Below are 17,207 nucleotides of genomic sequence, written 5' to 3' on the forward strand. Positions count from 1 at the left end.
CTGTGGCGCCAGAGGCAGACGATGCGGATGGTATAAAACCGCAATAAAGTGGTCAAGATCGCCCTAAGAGTCTGAACTATCCCGTTTTTCCGTGTAATGGCCCATTTGAGGGCGGGGGAGGGCGTCCCTCAAGGGCGTCGGCGAAGCCGGGGACCTGGCCTGTAGCCCTCGCTCCCGTCCTGCGGGGCTGGAAGGAGGCTCCGGTATCCGCTCCTTCCTGGCCGACCGGAATTATGATCAAATGGATCTGATTTGTAATCAAGCAGACATGATTCAGAGATGACCTCATGACTTCTGGCGCCGTGGCGACGTCCCCCGAACCTCCCGCGCCGTGAGGCGGCCGACGGCGGCCGAGAGGCCACGCCCATCCTTGACCGGGAAGACCCTCGGGTGCTGGACCTGACGGCCGAGCTCCGAACCGCCGGCGCCGTCGGCGAGCGGGACCTGTTGATCGCGGCCCATCGCCTTGTCGCCGCACGCGTCCGCCCGGTCTACGGGATGGACGACCGGCAGCCGGTTTCCGTGACGCTCGCGCTGGGCCGGGGCTCGTGCAGTCAGCGGATGGCGGTGCTGGAGGCCGTGGCGCGTGCCTGCGGGATCGCCACCAGGGTCAGAGGACTGCTGGTGGACGGCCGGTTCTGGTATCCCCGCTTCCCTCGGATGGGTGCGCTGATCCCTCATCGGGTGGTGCTCGCCTGGCCCGAGTTCCGTTTCGACGGACGATGGGTCTCGGTCTCCGGGCTCTACGGTGACCTGACGGCGTTGCGAGCGGGGGGAGGATTCACCAACGACGGTGGAGAGACCCTCTTCGACGCGATCGCTCGCACCGCGGTCGACTGGGACGGCGTGACCTGCTCCTCCTGCGACCTGTCGGCCCACGTGTCGGCCGACCTGGGCTACTTCGACTCTCGCGACGAACTGTTCGAGACACATGGTCAGACCCTGTGCCGGCCGGCCAGGATCGTCGCCAACCCGATCATGGGTCGTCGATCCGCGTGATCCGTCGTCGCGGCGAGGTCTCTGCCCGGGCGGCATTTCATACAGAAAGCCATAAGCGGGGCCGACATAATCGCGAATATGGAAATATTGATCACTGATGCGGTTGTGGGTGGATTAACGCTGACCCTGGACCGGGACGGCGGCACCGTTCGAGTCGAGGGTGACGCGATTCCCACGGTTGTCGTGCGCCGATCCGTTGAGGCTGCACCGCTGCAGCACATTCCCATCGGCACCCGCGGCACCGAAGACCTGACCATGACCCTCGACGGAGCTCCTGTCGCGTTGCGTCCTGCCCCGGGCCGCGTCACGCGCGACTCCTATCGGGCCGAGGTGGACCACGAGGGAATCACCTACAGCGTCTTCGATTTCCTGTGGTTGTCTGAGGATTTCAGACATTCCGGGCCGGTGTGGTCGTACTCGCGCGGGGTCCGTAGTCCGCGCTGAGGCGGAGGACGGGGGTGGCGCGGGCGCGGTGGAAACCGGTCCGGTGCTGGAAATCGCGTGCACGACCTGAGCGGGTCACCGCAAGGTGGCCGCTCTGGGGTTCGTGTCCCGCCGGACGCTGTCCCACCGCGGTGGGGGCGGGAACCGTACGCCACTCCGGCACACGGCGAAAAGTCGATGCGAGCCCGGCCTCATCCCGGACTGCCGGAGTGGGCCGTCCGGGGCGTTTAGGCGTGGGCCGGTCCTTACCCGGGGTGGGGCCGGGACGGCCGGGGCGGTCAAAGGTGTCGCGGCCGCTACGGTTGGCGCGGCGCACCCGGCGGATCTCAGCGCGGGGACGCCGGGCGCGGGCGACGTTGCCCTCCACCACCGTGGTGATGGTGCGGTGGCCGGTGGCCCGGTCGGTGCGAGTATGGGCCTGACCCAGCAGACCACGCGCCACGATCCGCTCGGCGGCGGCCCAATCCCGATCCGCCGAGAGCCCACACGAGCAGCGCGCCCATTTCCAGCCCGCCCGGGTGGGCTGGTCCGGCGCCGCCACGTGCTTCAGAGGGCTGGTGCCGGTGCCGCAGCGCGGGCAGTACCTCGAGGTACCTCGCGCCGGGACGGTGACCACGGCAATACCGGCTTTGGCGGCCAGGTGCCGGATCTCCTCCACCACCAGGCCGCGGACCTGCCCCGACAGCCGAGCATTACCCCTACGGTGCCCGCGCGCTTGCAGAGTGGCGAGGTCTTCGAGGTAGATGACGCCGCAGCCGGTCGCGGTCGCTTGGTCCACTGCCCAGCGGGCCGCTGACCAGGCCAGGGTGTGGTTGAGGTTGCGGATCCTTGCGCAGATGCGTTCGTGGTCAGCCGCGGTGCGAGCGTGGCGGTGGTGTAGGTCGGCCCACTGCGGGTGTGAGGTGTCCAGCCCGGATAGCAGGGCGGCGTAGTGGTCGCGTTTGGTGGCCAGGTGTTCGCGGTGGGTGCGTAGCCGGTGCAGTTTCGCGGAGATTGCGGTGGCGTCGTAGCGCAGCATCCGCCCATCGGAGAACACCCGCCCACCCGCGCAGCCGCCGCCCGAGGTGCCGGGTGGGTCGCTCAGGCGGGCGACGGTGCCGGTCAGCAACGTGTTCACCCCCCAATCCAACCCCAACCCCACCCGATGCCCCACTGCCGCAACGACCGGGATCGGAGTGGTGAACGGCAGATCCACCCGCAGCCGATGCGCGGCCACCCGCAGCGTGGGCGTACACCACGTGGCATAGGCGGGTACGTGTGGCGGCACCGTCCTGGTGCCGCCACCGCAGGACCGCGTCGAGACGGCCTAGCCGGCGCTGGAGGGCTTGCTTTCCGCCGCGTGCTCAAGAGCCCAGGCGAGGGCCTTGTCGGCGACCTCCTCCCAGCCTTCCTGGGCGGGCATGAGGTGGGAGCGTCCGGGGAACTCGACGACTTCGGTGAGGGTGTTGGACTTGTAGTGCTTGGCGTTGGACCGCTGGATCTTGGGGGGCATGAGGTTGTCGTTCTCGCCGGCGATGAAGAGCAGCGGGTTGCGGTCGTCGTTGTGGTAGTTGACGTGGTTGTCGTCGGGGCCGGGGTGGATGTTGGCGAGGGCGCTGCCCCAGAAGACGTGGCCGGAGGCGGGGATGTGGTAGCGGTCGTAGGTGGCGCGGGCCTGGTCCTCGGGGAAGGTGTTGGTGAAGGCGTACTTCCACTGCTCATAGGTGAAGCCGACCGCCTTGTGCCGGTTGGCGGGGTTCTTCAGCACGGGGAAGGTGGCTCTGATCTGTGACAGGGGGATGACCTGGACGCCTTCGGTGGGGGCGGAGTTGATGGCGACGCCGACGGCGCCGTAGCCGCGGTCGAGGAGGATCTGGGTGAAGACGCCGCCGGCGGAGTGGCCCATGAGGATGGGCTGCCTGTCGAGGCCGTCGATGAGCTTTTCCAGCGATTCGATGATCGCCGGTACGGTGAGCCGCTCGATGGGGGTGGGGTCGGCGTTGAGGGCCTCGACCTCCACCTCGAAACCGGGGTAGGCGGGGGTCAGGACGGTGAAGCCCTGGGCCTCGTAGCGTTCCTTCCACTGTTCCCAGCTGCGGGGGGTGACCCAGAAGCCGTGGATCAGGACGATCGTGTCAGGGGCGGTGGATGCGGTGCTCATGGCGTTGTCCTTCGAGTCCTGGGCCGCCGGAACGATGCCGGCTCCGGCGGCGGGAGAGAGATGGGGTCAGCGGGTGGCGCTGTAGGCGGCGAGGATCTGGCGGACGGCGGCGTCGGGGTGGGACATCATGACGACGTGTGAGGAGCGGATCTCGGTGACCTTGCTGCCGGCGCGCTTGGCCATGAAGCGCTGGACGGCGGGCGGGATGACCTTGTCCTCGGTGGGGATCAGGTACCAGGAGGGGATGGTCTTCCAGGCCGGGACGCCGCTGCCGCCGGACAGGCCTCCGACGCTGCCGGGGCGCTGGGTGGCGGCCATGAGACGGGTTTTGGAAGCGGGCAGGTCGGCGGCGAACACCTCGCGGAAGCGTTCGGCGGTGATGTAGCCGTCGGTGCCGTGGGTGCCGTCGGGCAGGGACCAGTTGCGGGCGAGCAGGGCGTGGCCCAGCTCACTGCCGGGGAACTTGTCGGCCAGCACCAGGGCGCTCTCACCCTCGTCGGGTGCGAACGCGCCCAGGTAGACCAGGGCCTTGACGTTGGCGTGGTCGCGGGCGGCGTTGGTGATGACGATGCCGCCGTAGGAGTGACCGGCGAGGATCACCGGCCCGGGGATGGTGTCCAGGATGCTGGAGATGTAGGCGGCGTCGCCGGCCACGTCGCGCAGCGGGTTGGCCGGGGCGATCACCGGGAAGCCCTCGCTCTGCAGCCGGGCGATGGTGTCGTTGAACCCGGAGGCGTCGGCGAACGCGCCGTGCACCAGGACCACGGTGGGCTTGGGGCCCTTGTCGGGCTTGGTCGCGGGCGCGGCCGAGGCGGGGCCGGTCATGGTCAGGGCGAGGGCGCAGGCGGTGACGGCGAGGGTGAGAAAGCGGCTGCTGCGGTGACGCGAAGCGATCATGATCCTGGTCCTTCGTTGTCGGAGACGAGCATAAGAGGTTCGAGAACCCTCCGTCGTGCGAAAAGGGCACGGCGGTCGTGGCGGCGTACGGTGAACCGTCCGGACGCCCCGACTCGGAGGCGGTGCCGGCCGGTCCGGGCCGCCGGTTACGTCACAGCGGGCGGATGGGCCGGTTCAGCCCTTGATGAAGGACAGCAGATCGGCGTTGAACTCCTGCTCGAAGGCTCCGGCCAGGCCGTGAGGGCCGCCCGGGTAGACCTTCAGGGTGGCGTCCTTGACGAGCTTGGCCGACTCCAGGCCGCCGGCGACGATGGGCACGATCTGGTCGTCGTCGCCGTGCGCGATGAGCGTCGGGATGTCGAAGCGCTTGAGGTCTTCGGTGAAGTCGGTCTCGGAGAAGGCCCTGATGCAGTCGAGCGCGCCCTTCACCCCGACCTGCATGCTCCACAGCCAGAAGGCGTCGCTGACACCTTGCGAGACCTGAGCACCGGGCCGGTTGTAGCCGTAGAAGGGAATGCTCAGCTCCTGGTAGAACTGCGAGCGGTCGTTGCTCACCCCGGCGCGGATGCCGTCGAACACCTCGATCGGCAGGCCCAGAGGATTGGCGTCCGTCTTGAGCATCAGCGGCGGAACCGCCCCGAGCAGGACCGCCTTGGCCACGCGGGAGGTGCCGTGCCGGCCGATGTAACGGGTCACCTCGCCGCCGCCGGTGGAGTGGCCGACCAGCACCGCGTCACGCAGATCGAGGGTCTCGATGAGCTGGGCCAGGTCGTCGGCGTAGGTGTCCATCTCGTTGCCGCCCCACGGCTGACTGGAGCGGCCGTGCCCGCGCCGGTCGTGGGCGATGGCGCGGAAACCGTTGGCCGCCACCAGGTGCATCTGGTTGTCCCAGGCGTCGGCGTTCAACGGCCAGCCGTGACTGAACACGACCGGCTGCCCCACGCCCCAGTCCTTGTAGAAGATCTCGGTACCGTCAGTGGTGGTGATGAAGCTCATCAGAACGTTCCTCCGGAGCGATCACACTCGGTCACACGAAGCGCCGGTGAAACCGTGTTCGTGCGGCTTGGCATGACTCGAAGCTAGATCGGCGGGGGGCGCCTGCAATCGGTCAGATGACTGCACCCCCCGACCGCGGGTGCGCTACTTACGCGGCTTAGGTCGGCAGGACGTTCGCGCGGCTGAGACGCTGCCCGGACGAGGACCGCCTGACCGTGCAGGCTGAGATAAGGATCGTGCGCTTTGCGCTCATTTCCGCGCTCGTTTCCCTGTGATCATGGAGGAACGGGTGCCGTCCGAACCGGGCGGCCACCTGACACCGAGTGACCACCGAAGGGACCGGCATGCGTGCGCGCACGCTTCTCGCGCCCCCCTGCCCCCACCGGGCAGAATGCGCGGAGCGCGGCATCCCGATCACTCACCGGCCGGGCGCGGATGCCGCCCGGCGGACGCCGGCCCGCTCGTCGAACCGGGTGCCGCGGTGAGCGGGCGTGATCTGAGAGGCAGGCAGGAGGAGCTCGGCCGCCTGAAAGGCCTGGTCGATTCGGTGAGCCGCATCGGAGGCGGCACGCTGGCCCTGGTTCAGGGGGAGCCGGGCATCGGCAAGTCCTCCATCCTCGACGCGGTCATCGCCTACGGACGTGAGCGCGGATTCCTGATCAGCCGTGGCACGGTCGACGAACTCGACCAGATCGCCCCGCTCTCGTCGCTGACGGCCTGCCTGCTGCACGGCGAGCAGCCGCTGCTGACCGCCGACGCCTTCAGCCGGTTGTCCTGCCGGCACGACCAGCGCATGTGGTTGATGGAGCGGCTCGCGGGGATCATCGAGGCCAAGGCCCTGAACGTCCCGATACTGATCGCGCTGGACGACGTGCAGTGGGCCGACCCGTTCAGCCGGTTCGCCCTTCGGGTGCTGCCCGCCCGTCTGCGGACCTCGCCGGTGCTGTGGCTGCTGGCGGGCAGGATGGAGCACGGAGGACCCGCGGGAGAGATCGCGGCCGCGGTGGCGAACGACATCCCGGTCGAGCTGGTGCGGCTGGGCCCGCTGTCGGGCACGGCCATCGACGAGCTGGCCTGCGACGTGCTGGGCAGGGCCGCCGACGTCCACGTCAGGAAGCTGCTCGACGGCGCCGCGGGTAACCCCTTCCTGGCGGTCGAGATGCTCGCCGGCCTCGCCGCGGGGGTGCCGTCGCCGGTATCAGGCGAACCCGGGGAGCAGGTGACCCCCACCCGGCTGATCCTCGGGGTGCGGGGCCGGCTCAGCTCGCTGCCCGCGAGCACCTTGCTGTTCCTGCGGGTGGGTGCCGTCCTGGGCAGCAGGTTCGTCTTCGCCGACGCCTGCGCCCTGCTCGGCCAGAGCCCGGTCGCCCTCCTGGGGGATCTGGAGGCGGCGATACGGGGTGGGCTGCTCGACGACGACGGCGAACACCTGCACTTCCGGCACGACCTGCTGCGGCAGGCCGTCTACGCCGACATCTCGCCTTCGGCCCGGAAGGCGCTGCATCGGGAGGCCGCCGTCCACCTGGCGACCGTCGGCCGCGGCGCGGTGGACGCCGCACCTCACCTGTTCATCGGTGCGTTGCCGGGCGACAGGCAGGCCGTCGACCTGCTTCGCCGGGCCGCCGCCGACGTGCTGGCGGTCATGCCCGCACTGGCGGCCGACTTCGTCACGCGAGCCCTGGACCTGGTCCCGGAGGCCGGACCGCTCCGGTTCGAGGTGGGCGAGCAGGCGATCGTGTACTTGACGCGGGCGGGGCGCAACCGCGAAGCCGTACAGGTCGGTGACCGGTTGCTGGCGCAGCGGCCGGCCGCGGAGGTCGCAGGGCGACTCCAGGCGGCTCTGGGCGGTCCGCTGTGGAGCATGAGGCTGACCGATGAGCTGGAGCACCGCGCCGAGGCCGCCCTCGAAGCGGGCGGGACGGCCCCGCGGGTGACGGCACGGCTCGCCGCGCTGCACGCGCTGGCACTGTCACGCGGCGAAGACCTGGACGCCGCACGCGCGGCGGGCGAGACGGCGCTGGAGCGGGCGAGCACGATCGACGACCGGGAGGCGCGGGTCACCGCGCTGCTCGCCCTGGGAGAGATCGAGCTCAACGCTGGACGGTGCCGGGCCTCGCTCGGTCACTTCACGACCCTGCGCCTCCTCGACCCGGCCTTCACCGTCGAGGAGATCGTCGCGCGTCAGCACCTGGACGACTACGGGACCAGCGACCGGATGCTCGCCGAGGCACGCCGCGACAGCGAGCGGGACGGCGGCCCGCTCAGGCCGGCGATGCTGCTGTGGGCGCAGGCCAACCACCATCTGGGGCTGGGCAGGCTCGACGACGCCGAGGCCGACTTCCTGACCCTGGAGCGCCTGGAGGAGGACCTTCGGGAACCCGTGCATCAGGTGAACTCACGGGTGACGCGGTGCTGGATCGCCCACCTGCGCGGGGACGGGAAGGCCGCGCACGAGTGCCTGGCCTCGGCCCGGGCGGCGCTCGCGGCCAGACCCGACCCGGGCAACCGCGCGGCCGTGCGTTTCATCGAGGCGATCACGGCGGACCTGGAGGGGGACACCGCCGAGGCCGTACACCTGATCGAGCGGGCGCGGGCGGACGGGCCGACGACGCGCTGGCGATTGCTGCGCACCTGGATCGCCCCGGCGGTCCGGCTGGCCGTACGGGGCGGCGACCACGCGCTCGCCGCGGAGCTGGCGGCGCAGAGCGCCGCCTACGCCGAGCGGAACCCGGACGTCGCCACCGCGGCCGGCATCGCCGCGCAGGCCGCCGGGCTCGCGCACGCCGACCTCGATCAGCTGGAGCGGGCCGTCACCCTGCTGCGGTGCGGGCCCCGGCCGCTGATCCACGCCGACGCGATCGCCGACCTGGGATCGGCGCTGCTGGCGCGGGGCCGCCGGGACGAGGCCGTCACCGCGCTGCGCGCGGCCGGGGGCACCTTCACCCGCCTTCGGGCCTACGGTCAGGCGGCCCGCGTGCAGGACCACCTCGACAGCGCCGGGGCCAGAGGCAGGCCCAGGAGCGCCAGGCCGGCCCGGCCCGCCAGAGGATGGCGGGCACTCACCCCCACCGAGGAGAAAGTCGCCCGGATCATCGCCGCGGGCCACACCAACCGGTCGGCGGCGGCCGAGCTGTTCATCTCGCCGCACACGGTGAACACGCACGTCACCTCGATCTTCCGCAAGCTGTCGGTCACCTCGCGCGTGCAGCTCGCCAGGGCCGTGATGGCCGAGACCGAGGCCTGAACGCCTCGTCTTCCCCGTGACGTGCGTCCTCCGGAAGGAGGCGGAGGACGGATCCGGTGGCGGGGGAGCGAACCTCAGCGGGGTGGGAGCGCCGCGTTCGGGAACACCGGGGAACACGGCGCCGACCCGCGGAACGGTCACGAGGGGATCCGGGTGTGCCTGAGCGCTTCGAGCGCGTCGCGCAGGGCCGAACGCGAGGTGATGCCGAGCTTGGGGAAGATCCGGTAGAGGTGGGCGCTGACGGTGCGCGGTGACAGGTACAACCGTTCGGCGATCTCCTTGTTGCTGAGCCCCGAGGCCGCCAGGTGCGCGACCTCGAGCTGCTGGGCGGTCAGGTCACCGGCGGCCGAATCGGTGCTCGTGCGCGGGACGACCTGCTGGGCGACGGCGACGCCGGTGGCGCGCAGTTCCTGTTCGGCGCGTTGACGCCAGGCGGTCGCGCCGATGCGGGCGAAGAGGTCGGCGGCACGGCGCAGCTCGGGCCGGGCGTCACCGGGGCGGTGCCGGCGCCGGTGGAACTCGCCGAGGGCGAGCCGCACCCGAGCGTGGTCGAAAGGCCGCTGCTCGACGCGCGGCAACGCGAGCGCCGCCCTGAACAGCGCCGGCGCCTCGTCCTCGGGGGCGACCAGGGCCCGGGCGGCGAAGATCTGCAGGCGCAGCCGGGGGGTGAGGTCGGCCAGCGAGGCGCGCTCGGCCGCGGCGACGTGCGCCCGGGCCTCCCGCGGCCGGCCACTGTGCACGGCGGCGTCGACGAGGTCGAAGACCAGCCACGGAGCGTAGGCCACGTGCCGTGCCAGATCGCCCGCCGGGCTGACGCGAACGCACTGGGCGTAGGCGCTCTCGTAGTCGCCCTGCGACAACGCGGCCAGTGCCAGGTTGCGGGCCGACAACGTCAGGTGCAGGCCGCTGCCGCGCGGCTCGGCCCACTGCTCGACGGTCCTGCTGTACTCGCGCGCGCTGTCGACGTCGCCGCGTCCGGCCGCGAACCAGCCCAGGCTGCAGCGCAGATCGTGGGCGAGCAGCTCCAGGTCATGCCGTACGCACAGGTCGAGACCGGCGGAGGCGGCGGTCTCGGCGGCCTCCCACTCGCCCGACAGGTAGTGGTCGTGCGCGGCGAACCAGTAACCGCTGGCGGCGTAGGTGACCGCGCCCCGGCCGCTCTCGTCGGCGATCAGGTCGCGCACCTGGAGACGGTAGTCGTGGAGCAGGTCCAGCCAGGTCGCCGCGCGGCACAGCTCGGCGACCCGGCCTGGCGGGGCGTCGTCGGGCAGCGCCTCGAAGGCCGCTCGCAGCCGGGTGGCCGCGCCGTGCCCGGTACGGGAGACGTCGTACAACACGTCGTGCAGCAGGTGGACGTGCGGGCCGAGGTGATCACCGCGGCCGGCGAACACGTCCCGCACGGCTTCCCACTCGACGGGGTCCTGCGCGTACGAGGCGGCCACGACGCGAGCCAGGACGGCTCCATCCAGTGCGGGACCGGTCATGGAGGCGCCGCCGGTGGCGACGGCCCGGGTCAGCAGCCGGCGGACGGCCGCCAGGTCGCCGTCGCGCAACAGCAGGATCCGCGCCTTGGTGGTGAGGCCGTGCGCGGAGCGGGCCGGGTCGTCCAGGTGCCGGCGGGCCTCGTCGAGGAGCCGCTGTGCCAGGTCGAGCCGGCCGCACTCACTGGCCAGGTCGGCGGCCCTCTGCAGCCGCCGGGCGGCGTCGCCGGGGTCGGGGGTGAGCGCCGCCGCCCGCTGCATCGCGGTGACGGCCAGTCCGGTGCCGCCGCGCACGCTGACCGCGTAGGCGGTCTGCTCGATCTCGGCGGCGACCTCCTCCTTCGGTTCCACCGCCGCGGCGGCCAGGTGCCAGACGCGGCGCTCGGGGTCGGCGCGGTGCTGCTCGGCCAGGACGGCGTGCGCGGCCCGGACCTCGTCGGGGGAGGCGGTGTTGATGATGGCGGAACGGACGAGCGGATGACGGAAACGCACCCCGGACGGGGTGGAGTCACGGGTGATGAGACCGAGCCGCTCGATCTCCAGCAGGTCGCGCGGCGAGAGCGAGGTCGGCTGGGCCTCCTCGGAGCGGTGTTCGAGCCGGTCACCGTCCAGGGCCGTGATCAGCAGGGCCGTGTGCGACGGCGCCGGCAGCGACAGGGCCCTGCCGGCGAATCCGGATTCCAGGCGGGTGCGCAGCGGCGCGCCGGACGGCAGCATCTCCAGCCCCGCCGCGGCGTCGGTGCCGAACACCTCGGGCAACTCGGCCAGCGCCAGCGGGTTGCCCGCGGCGTCCCGCAGCACCCGGCGGCGCACCGCCTCGGGCAGGTGAGGGTGGAGCAGGCTCAGCAGCGCCTCGGCCGCCCCCTCCTCCAGCGGCTCCACCTCCAGCATGTGGATGCCGGGGGTGACCCGCTCGGTGCTGGTCAGCGGACGCCGGGCGAAGATCGCCCGGATGTCGTACGGCTGCAGCCGCAGCAGCAGGAACATCACCACCTCGCGCGTGGGGTGGTCGACCCAGTGGGCGTCCTCCACCGCGATCAGCACCGGCCCGTCCTCGGCGACGGAGGCCAGCACCGCCAGAGAGGCCACCGAGATCGCCAGCCGGTCGGGGATGGGGCCGGGCTGGAAGCCCAGTACCCGCCGCAGCACGTCGCGGTGGAAGGGCTCGACGCGGTCGAGGTGGTCCAGGACGGGCGCGAACAGCTGGTACAGCCCGGCGAAGGCCATCTGCGCCTCGCTCTCATAGCCCGTGCCGCCCAGCACCCGCACACCCCGCTGCTCGGCGTAGCCGATCGCGGCCCGCAGCAGGACGGTCTTGCCCACCCCCGGGTCGCCGTGCAGGACGAGGTTGGGCGGCACGCCGGGCGGCCGCCTGATCGTCTCTCGCAGCGCGGCCAGCTCCCTGTCCCGCCCGATGATGTCCACCGTGGATCCCGTCCGGTTCTAGGAGTAGTCGCCGGGTGTAGTCATTTGACCGATGGCGGCAGGCCGCTCGGACGCCATGCTGAACGGGTCGGCGAAGGAGTGACCGTGCCACATGTTGTCGTCGGGTCGGAGAACGGCGCCGAGGTGAGCCTCTACTACGAGGACGCCGGCGCCGGTGACCCTGTCGTGCTCATCCACGGCTGGCCGCTGAGCCGGCGCTCCTGGGACTCCCAGGTGCAGACCTTCGTGGAGGCCGGCCACCGGGTGATCACCTACGACCGGCGAGGATTCGGCCGGTCCACCCACGCGTGGGACGGCTACGATCTCGACACCTTCACCGCCGACCTGCACACCCTCGTGGAGCACCTGGGCCTGACCCGGGTCTCGCTGGTCGGTTTCTCCTCCGGCGGCGGCGAGGTGGCTCGCTACGCCGCGACCTTCGGCACGGATCGCCTTCACCGGATCGTGCTGGCCGGCCCCGTCATCGGCGCGGACAGGCAGATGGCCGCCGACCTGACCATCGCTTCGCGACGGCACCGGATCTCGATGCTCGACGACCTGCTGACCAGGTTCTTCTCCGTGGACGGTGAGAGCGCGCTGGACGAGCCGACCCGCCGGTACCTGCTGCAGGCCGCCGCCGACGCCTCGGCCAAGGCCGTCACGGACTCGATCGGCGCGTGGTCGAACGCGGAACCGCTGGCCGACCTGATCCGGATCGACGTGCCCACCCTGGTCGTCCACGGGGAGCAGGACGCGTTCATGCCCTACGAGGCCGGCGGCCGGCAGGTCGCCGCGGCCATCGCGGGAAGCGCCACGGTGCTCATCCCCAGCGCGCCGCACGGCGTGCCGATCACCCACCACGAGCAGTGGAACCAGGCGGTGCTCGCCTTTCTGAACGACTGACGTACCGCCGGTGTTCATCCGCTCTGTCCCCCATAGGCGAGGTGATCCATGGCCTATGCGGAAGACAACCAGGATCGCGCGGCCCCGGCCATCGCGCGTTCACGCGATAAAGGGCCGCTCACCGTCCGGCGGGGTGTCACCTGTCACCTGCCACCGCTCGAACCCGGCGTGCCCGGCCGCCGGGACGACGACCTCTCCCCGGGCCTTTCCCGTGACGACCTCGACGTAGGCGCGGGCGACCTCGCGGACCGGCGTGCCGTCGGCGCCGTCCATGCCGAGCTTTTCGAGCGTCTCCCTCACCCATCCGGGGCTGATGACGTTCACCCGCAGGCCCCGCGGCATCTCGATGGCCGCGGCCCGGACGAACGCCTCCAGGCCGGCATTGACAAGGGCGCCGAACGCGCTGCCCGGCGTGGGCTTCTCGAAGGTGCCGCCGGTGAGGGTGATGGACCCGCCGTCTCGCACATGCTCCAGGGCCCGGCGCAGCAGCCGCACCTGGCCGAGAAGCTTGCTCTCCAGGCCGTGGGTGAAATCCTCGTCGGAGGAGGACACGAGCGGAGCCAGCCTGCCGCCGGCCGCGCAGCACACGACCGCGTCCACCTCGCCGACCGTGGCGAACAACGCGTCGATGGAGGCCGGATCCTCCAGGTCGGCCCGGGTGGTGCCGCCGCGTGAGACGCGGATCACCTCGTGGCCGGCCTCCAGCGCGCCGGCGACCGCGCCGCCGATGACGCCCGTCGCTCCGATCACAATGACCTTCATGGTTCCTTCTCCCCCTGTCGTCACGGGAAGGCACCTGATCCGTCCGATGCCGGTCTCACCCCGATCAGTGTCGAACCTTGTCGCGGCCCCGGGGGCGTCGTCCAATACCCGCTTCCATAACCTGACGGCATGGACATCGACACTCGGCTGCTGCGCTACTTCGCCGCGGTGATCGAGGAGGGCAACCTCACGCGGGCCGCACAGCGGCTCTTCGTCTCGCAGCCCGCGCTGACGAAACAGATCCGGCAGCTGGAAGCCCAGCTGGGGGTGGAGTTGTTCGTCCGATCCCGGGCCGGGATGAGCCCGACCGAGGCCGGTGAGGCTCTGGCCGGGCAGGCGGGTGCCGTGCTGGCCGCCTGGGAGTCCGCGTTGCGGGCCACCCGGGGCGCGAAGGCCCGGGCCGCGCGCACGCTGCGGGTCGGCTTCGTGGCCAGCGCCGCGAACGAGTTCACCCAGCGGATCGTCGCCGACTTCGCCCGGCGGCGGCCCGGGTGGCGGGTCCGGATGCGGCAGACCGAGTGGTCCGATCCCACCGCCGGACTGGTCTCCGGCGACGTCGACGTGGCGCTGCTGCGACTCCCCGTTCCCGGTCAGGACGACCTCGACGTCGAGATCCTGCTGACCGAGCCTCGCTGGATCGCCCTGCCCGCGGCTCACCGCCTCGCGGACAACGATCACATCTCCTTCCAGGATCTGTACGAGGAGCCGTTCGTGGCCACCCCCGCCGAGTCCGGGTGGTGGCGCGAATACTGGCTCGCCGCCGACGAACGCGAGGGGAGGCCGGTGCGGATCGGTGCGGTGGCTCACAATCCCGACGAATGGCTCAACGCCATCGCTCACGGCCAGGGCATCAGCCTCACCCCCGAGGCCACCGCCCGCTTCTACCAGCGCCCCGACGTCGTCTACCGGCCCGTAACCGATGTCAGCCCCAGCCAGGTCGGCGTCGCCTGGCCCCGTACCCGGCTCGTCGACGCCGTCGTCGAGGACTTCGTCCGGAGCTGTCTCGCCGGGTGCCGGGATGATCCATCGCGCGAATGACCCGGGGCCGGTGACGGCGTCCGAGGGGAGGAGCCGTCAGGTCAGATAGTCGCGCAGGGCCCGGGACCGTGACGGGTGGCGCAGTTTGGTCATCGTCTTGGACTCGATCTGCCGGATGCGCTCGCGGGTCACCCCGTAGACCTTGCCGATCTCGTCGAGGGTCTTGGGCCGCCCGTCGAGCAGTCCGAAGCGCATGGACACGACTCCGGCCTCGCGCTCCGACAGGGCCTCCAGGACCAGGTGCAGCTGCTCCTGGAGCAGGGCGAAGGCCACCGCGTCCTCGGGGGTGATCGCCTCGGAGTCTTCGATGAGGTCGCCGAACTCGTTGTCGCCCTCGGTGCCGAGCGGGGAGTGCAGGGAGATCGGCTCGCGCCCGTACTTCTGGACCTCGACGACCTTCTCGGGGGTCATCTCCATCTCGGTGGCGAGCTCGTCGTGGGTGGGCTCGCGGCCGAGATCGGAGACCATCTGCCGCTGGATGCGGGCCAGTTTGTTGATCATCTCGACCATGTGGACCGGGACGCGGATGGTCCGGGCCTGATCGGCCATGGCGCGGGTGACGGCCTGCTTGATCCACCAGGTGGCGTAGGTGGAGAACTTGAAACCCTTGGCGTAGTCGAACTTCTCGACCGCGCGGATCAGACCCAGGTTGCCCTCCTGGATCAGGTCCAGGAACGGCATGCCGCGGCCGGTGTAGCGCCGGGCCAGCGAGACCACGAGGCGGAGATTGGCCTCCAGCAGGTGATTCTTGGCCCGGAGACCGTCTTCGGCGATCCATTCCAGCTCCGCCCGCACGTCGGCGAGCAGCCGGTCGCCGTCGTCGCCGAGCTGCTCGGCCGCGAACAGACCGGCCTCGATGCGCTTGGCGAGCTCGACCTCCTGCTCGGCGTTGAGCAGTGGGACCCTGCCGATCTGTTTAAGATAATCCTTGACCGGGTCGGTGCTCGCACTCGCATTCGCGGCCGGGGTCAGGTCGTCTTCCTCCGCGGAGGTCTTCACAGAGCTCACACCTTCCCGTGGGCAGCAGCGTAAACACCTGTGCAGATCAAGCTATGTCCTGTGACGGTGTGCTGTGGCCACAAAACAGCAGCAAGGACGATACGGCATGGCGACCTTCAGGGTCGGCGCCCTCTTTCCGGACGGCGTCGCCCTCGACGGCGGTGACCGGTCTCACACTCCGTCCGGACGCTAGACGTGGACGCGTGCGGCGGCTGTGGCCGGCTCGGGGACGGCGTCCGCCGTCTTGACGAGAACGGCCCACCGGGGGGTGCGTTCGCGCACGTCCTCGCTCCGGATCGCCATCACGGCGGGCGGGCTTCCCAGGTCACCGTACCGGGCGGCGACGGCCGCGGTGATCGCCCGGCCGGCGTCGGCGGCCATCTCCTTCGCCGATCCCGCCGGTCTGGAGGCCGACAGGTAGCCGAGCAGCGCCGCGAACCGCAGCTCCTCGGTCACCGGGTGGGGGAGCCCGTCGTCGGACGGCGGCGCCGGCCGATCCAGCCAGAACGCCCCGCCGCGCAGGGAACCCGGGTACGTCACCTCGCCGTGCTGGAGCGTCTGCACCGCGTCGGCCACCAACTGCCCGAATTCGGCCAGGTCTGTTTCCGGTGGCAGATCAGTCGTGACCAGCAGCGAAACCATCAGCGCATCCAGCATGTGCGGGCGTCCCTCCTTGAGGTGGCTCATCGTAAAGGGCGGCACCGACAGTTGTGGAAGGTGTGGTGAATTTTGAGGTGGTCAGGGGGCGGCCGTGGCGCAAAGATCGCCGCGGACCCCGGCGCCCGACGGCTCGTGGTGACCTGGGACGAGCCGGGCCACGGCGGTCCGGGGCGGCCGAAGGTCACAGCGGTCTGGGGGCGGGCATGGCGATCCTGTCGACGGCCTCGCGGCGGCGCCGTTCGGGACGCCGGTCGTAGCGGGCCGTGGTGGCGGGGGAGGAGTGACCGACGAGGGCCTGGGCCGTGGCCAGGTCCACACCGGCGTCGAGCAACTCGCCGATGAAGGTGCGCCGGAAGTCGTGCGGGGTGCGCGGAGCGGCTCCGGCCTCGGCCAGCCGCTTGCCCAGGATGTCGGCGATCGCCTGTCCCGTCATGGCCGCCGGTTCGCCGTCGCGGATCCGGAGCCCTCCGGACTTGCCGATGGGGCAGAACAACGCCCCGGCGGGACGGCCCCGTACGGCCAGCCAGCGCTCCATCCTGCCGACGGCCTCGGTGGTGAGATAGACCATCCGCTCCTTGTCGCGCTTGCCGCGCACCCGTATCGAGCGGGATCCGGGGTCGTAGTCGCCCAGGGTCATCCCGGCGATCTCGGCGCGGCGGCAGCCGGTGGAGTAGAGCACCGCCAGCAGGGCGGCGTCGCGGAGCCCGGCGCGGGAGTCGTCGCGCTCGCACGCGGCCAGCGCGGCGCCCACGACCTCGGGCGGCACATGCTGTCCCGTGGGCAGGCGGGTGTGCTCGACCGTCGGGAGGTCGGCGGCGCGCTGGTATTCCTCGGCGGTCATCTGGCCGAGCCGCCAGGCCTCGCGCAGCACCCTGCGCAGCGCGACCAGATGCTTGTTGACGTAGGAGGGGGACCAGCCGCGCTCGGTCATGAGGGCGCGGAGGCGCACGGTGTGCTCGTAGCGCAGCAGGTGCCAGGGCTGGCCGGCGCCGGAGGAGACCTCGTCGCCGGAGATGAGGGCGGCCAGCCGGTCCAGGCAGCCGCGCATGGCGCGGCGGGACTCGGCGCTGGTGAGGGAGTCGAGATATACCTGGTAGGGGTCCCGTGCGGGTTCGACGGCGGGTCGGGGCGACTCGGGTACGGCGGGCGCGCTCATCGGGCCGACCTTATCGGCAACCCGCGAATCTACAATGTAAAGAGGCATGGACTGGTCAAAATA

Annotated in this window: 13 protein-coding genes and 1 pseudogene; 5 read left to right on the forward strand and 9 right to left on the reverse strand. The window is 71.1% G+C overall.

The annotated features are described in order from the left end of the window. The first annotated feature begins 390 nt into the window (after positions 1 to 390). Both J2853_RS08275 and J2853_RS08280 read left to right on the forward strand, forming a co-directional pair. Positions 391 to 999: a transglutaminase domain-containing protein gene (locus J2853_RS08275; protein WP_307556380.1), complete on the forward strand. Its 609-nt coding sequence runs from the start codon at positions 391 to 393 to the stop codon at positions 997 to 999. 78 nt (positions 1,000 to 1,077) lie between these two features. After that, positions 1,078 to 1,443 (forward strand): hypothetical protein, encoded by a 366-nt coding sequence (locus J2853_RS08280; RefSeq protein ID WP_307556381.1) that lies wholly within the window; start codon positions 1,078 to 1,080, stop codon positions 1,441 to 1,443. Here the strand turns inward: J2853_RS08280 and J2853_RS08285 are convergent. The 4 genes from J2853_RS08285 to J2853_RS08300 all read right to left on the reverse strand — a co-directional run bounded on the left by J2853_RS08285 (position 1,388) and on the right by J2853_RS08300 (position 5,476). Continuing rightward, positions 1,388 to 2,560: a zinc ribbon domain-containing protein gene (locus tag J2853_RS08285; RefSeq protein ID WP_307556382.1), complete on the reverse strand. Its 1,173-nt coding sequence runs from the start codon at positions 2,558 to 2,560 to the stop codon at positions 1,388 to 1,390. The two genes, J2853_RS08280 and J2853_RS08285, sit on opposite strands and share 56 nt — an antisense overlap. Positions 2,561 to 2,749: 189 nt before the next feature. Further along, complete coding sequence (locus J2853_RS08290; protein WP_307556383.1) at positions 2,750 to 3,583, reverse strand: alpha/beta hydrolase; 834 nt, start codon at positions 3,581 to 3,583, stop codon at positions 2,750 to 2,752. A 66-nt stretch (positions 3,584 to 3,649) separates the two neighbouring features. After that, a complete protein-coding gene (locus J2853_RS08295) occupies positions 3,650 to 4,480 on the reverse strand; it encodes an alpha/beta fold hydrolase (protein WP_307556384.1) in 831 nt (276 codons plus the stop codon). Between the two features lie 174 nt (positions 4,481 to 4,654). After that, positions 4,655 to 5,476 (reverse strand): alpha/beta fold hydrolase, encoded by an 822-nt coding sequence (locus tag J2853_RS08300; RefSeq protein WP_307556385.1) that lies wholly within the window; start codon positions 5,474 to 5,476, stop codon positions 4,655 to 4,657. A 481-nt stretch (positions 5,477 to 5,957) separates the two neighbouring features. Between J2853_RS08300 and J2853_RS08305 the strand changes: the two genes are divergently transcribed. Further along, positions 5,958 to 8,720 (forward strand): helix-turn-helix transcriptional regulator, encoded by a 2,763-nt coding sequence (locus J2853_RS08305; protein ID WP_307556386.1) that lies wholly within the window; start codon positions 5,958 to 5,960, stop codon positions 8,718 to 8,720. A gap of 137 nt (positions 8,721 to 8,857) precedes the next feature. Here J2853_RS08305 and J2853_RS08310 read toward each other — a convergent pair whose 3' ends face one another. Further along, positions 8,858 to 11,626 (reverse strand): AAA family ATPase, encoded by a 2,769-nt coding sequence (locus tag J2853_RS08310; RefSeq protein WP_307556387.1) that lies wholly within the window; start codon positions 11,624 to 11,626, stop codon positions 8,858 to 8,860. Between the two features lie 105 nt (positions 11,627 to 11,731). Here J2853_RS08310 and J2853_RS08315 point away from each other — a divergent pair, with 105 nt between their 5' ends. Next, positions 11,732 to 12,529 carry an alpha/beta fold hydrolase gene (locus J2853_RS08315; protein WP_307556388.1) on the forward strand — a complete coding sequence of 266 codons (798 nt, stop codon included), beginning with the start codon at positions 11,732 to 11,734 and terminating at the stop codon, positions 12,527 to 12,529. 99 nt (positions 12,530 to 12,628) lie between these two features. On the opposite strand, the gene J2853_RS08320 is transcribed toward J2853_RS08315, so the two are convergent. After that, entirely contained in the window at positions 12,629 to 13,291 is a 663-nt protein-coding gene (locus J2853_RS08320; RefSeq protein ID WP_307556389.1) for a short chain dehydrogenase, read from the reverse strand. Between the two features lie 129 nt (positions 13,292 to 13,420). On the opposite strand from J2853_RS08320, the gene J2853_RS08325 reads away from it, so the two are divergent. Then, complete coding sequence (locus tag J2853_RS08325) at positions 13,421 to 14,329, forward strand: LysR family transcriptional regulator (protein ID WP_307556390.1); 909 nt, start codon at positions 13,421 to 13,423, stop codon at positions 14,327 to 14,329. 36 nt (positions 14,330 to 14,365) lie between these two features. Here the strand turns inward: J2853_RS08325 and J2853_RS08330 are convergent. The 3 genes and pseudogenes from J2853_RS08330 to J2853_RS08340 form a co-directional block, all read right to left on the reverse strand. After that, positions 14,366 to 15,313, reverse strand: a pseudogene (locus tag J2853_RS08330) (RNA polymerase sigma factor); the annotation flags it as partial. Positions 15,314 to 15,517: 204 nt separating this feature from the next. Then, entirely contained in the window at positions 15,518 to 15,985 is a 468-nt protein-coding gene (locus J2853_RS08335; RefSeq protein ID WP_307556391.1) for a hypothetical protein, read from the reverse strand. Positions 15,986 to 16,169: 184 nt separating this feature from the next. Continuing rightward, positions 16,170 to 17,144 (reverse strand): tyrosine-type recombinase/integrase, encoded by a 975-nt coding sequence (locus tag J2853_RS08340; protein WP_307556392.1) that lies wholly within the window; start codon positions 17,142 to 17,144, stop codon positions 16,170 to 16,172. Positions 17,145 to 17,207 lie beyond the last annotated feature (63 nt).

Origin of the sequence: Streptosporangium lutulentum (assembly GCF_030811455.1) — a bacterium.
Classification (GTDB): domain Bacteria; phylum Actinomycetota; class Actinomycetes; order Streptosporangiales; family Streptosporangiaceae; genus Streptosporangium; species Streptosporangium lutulentum.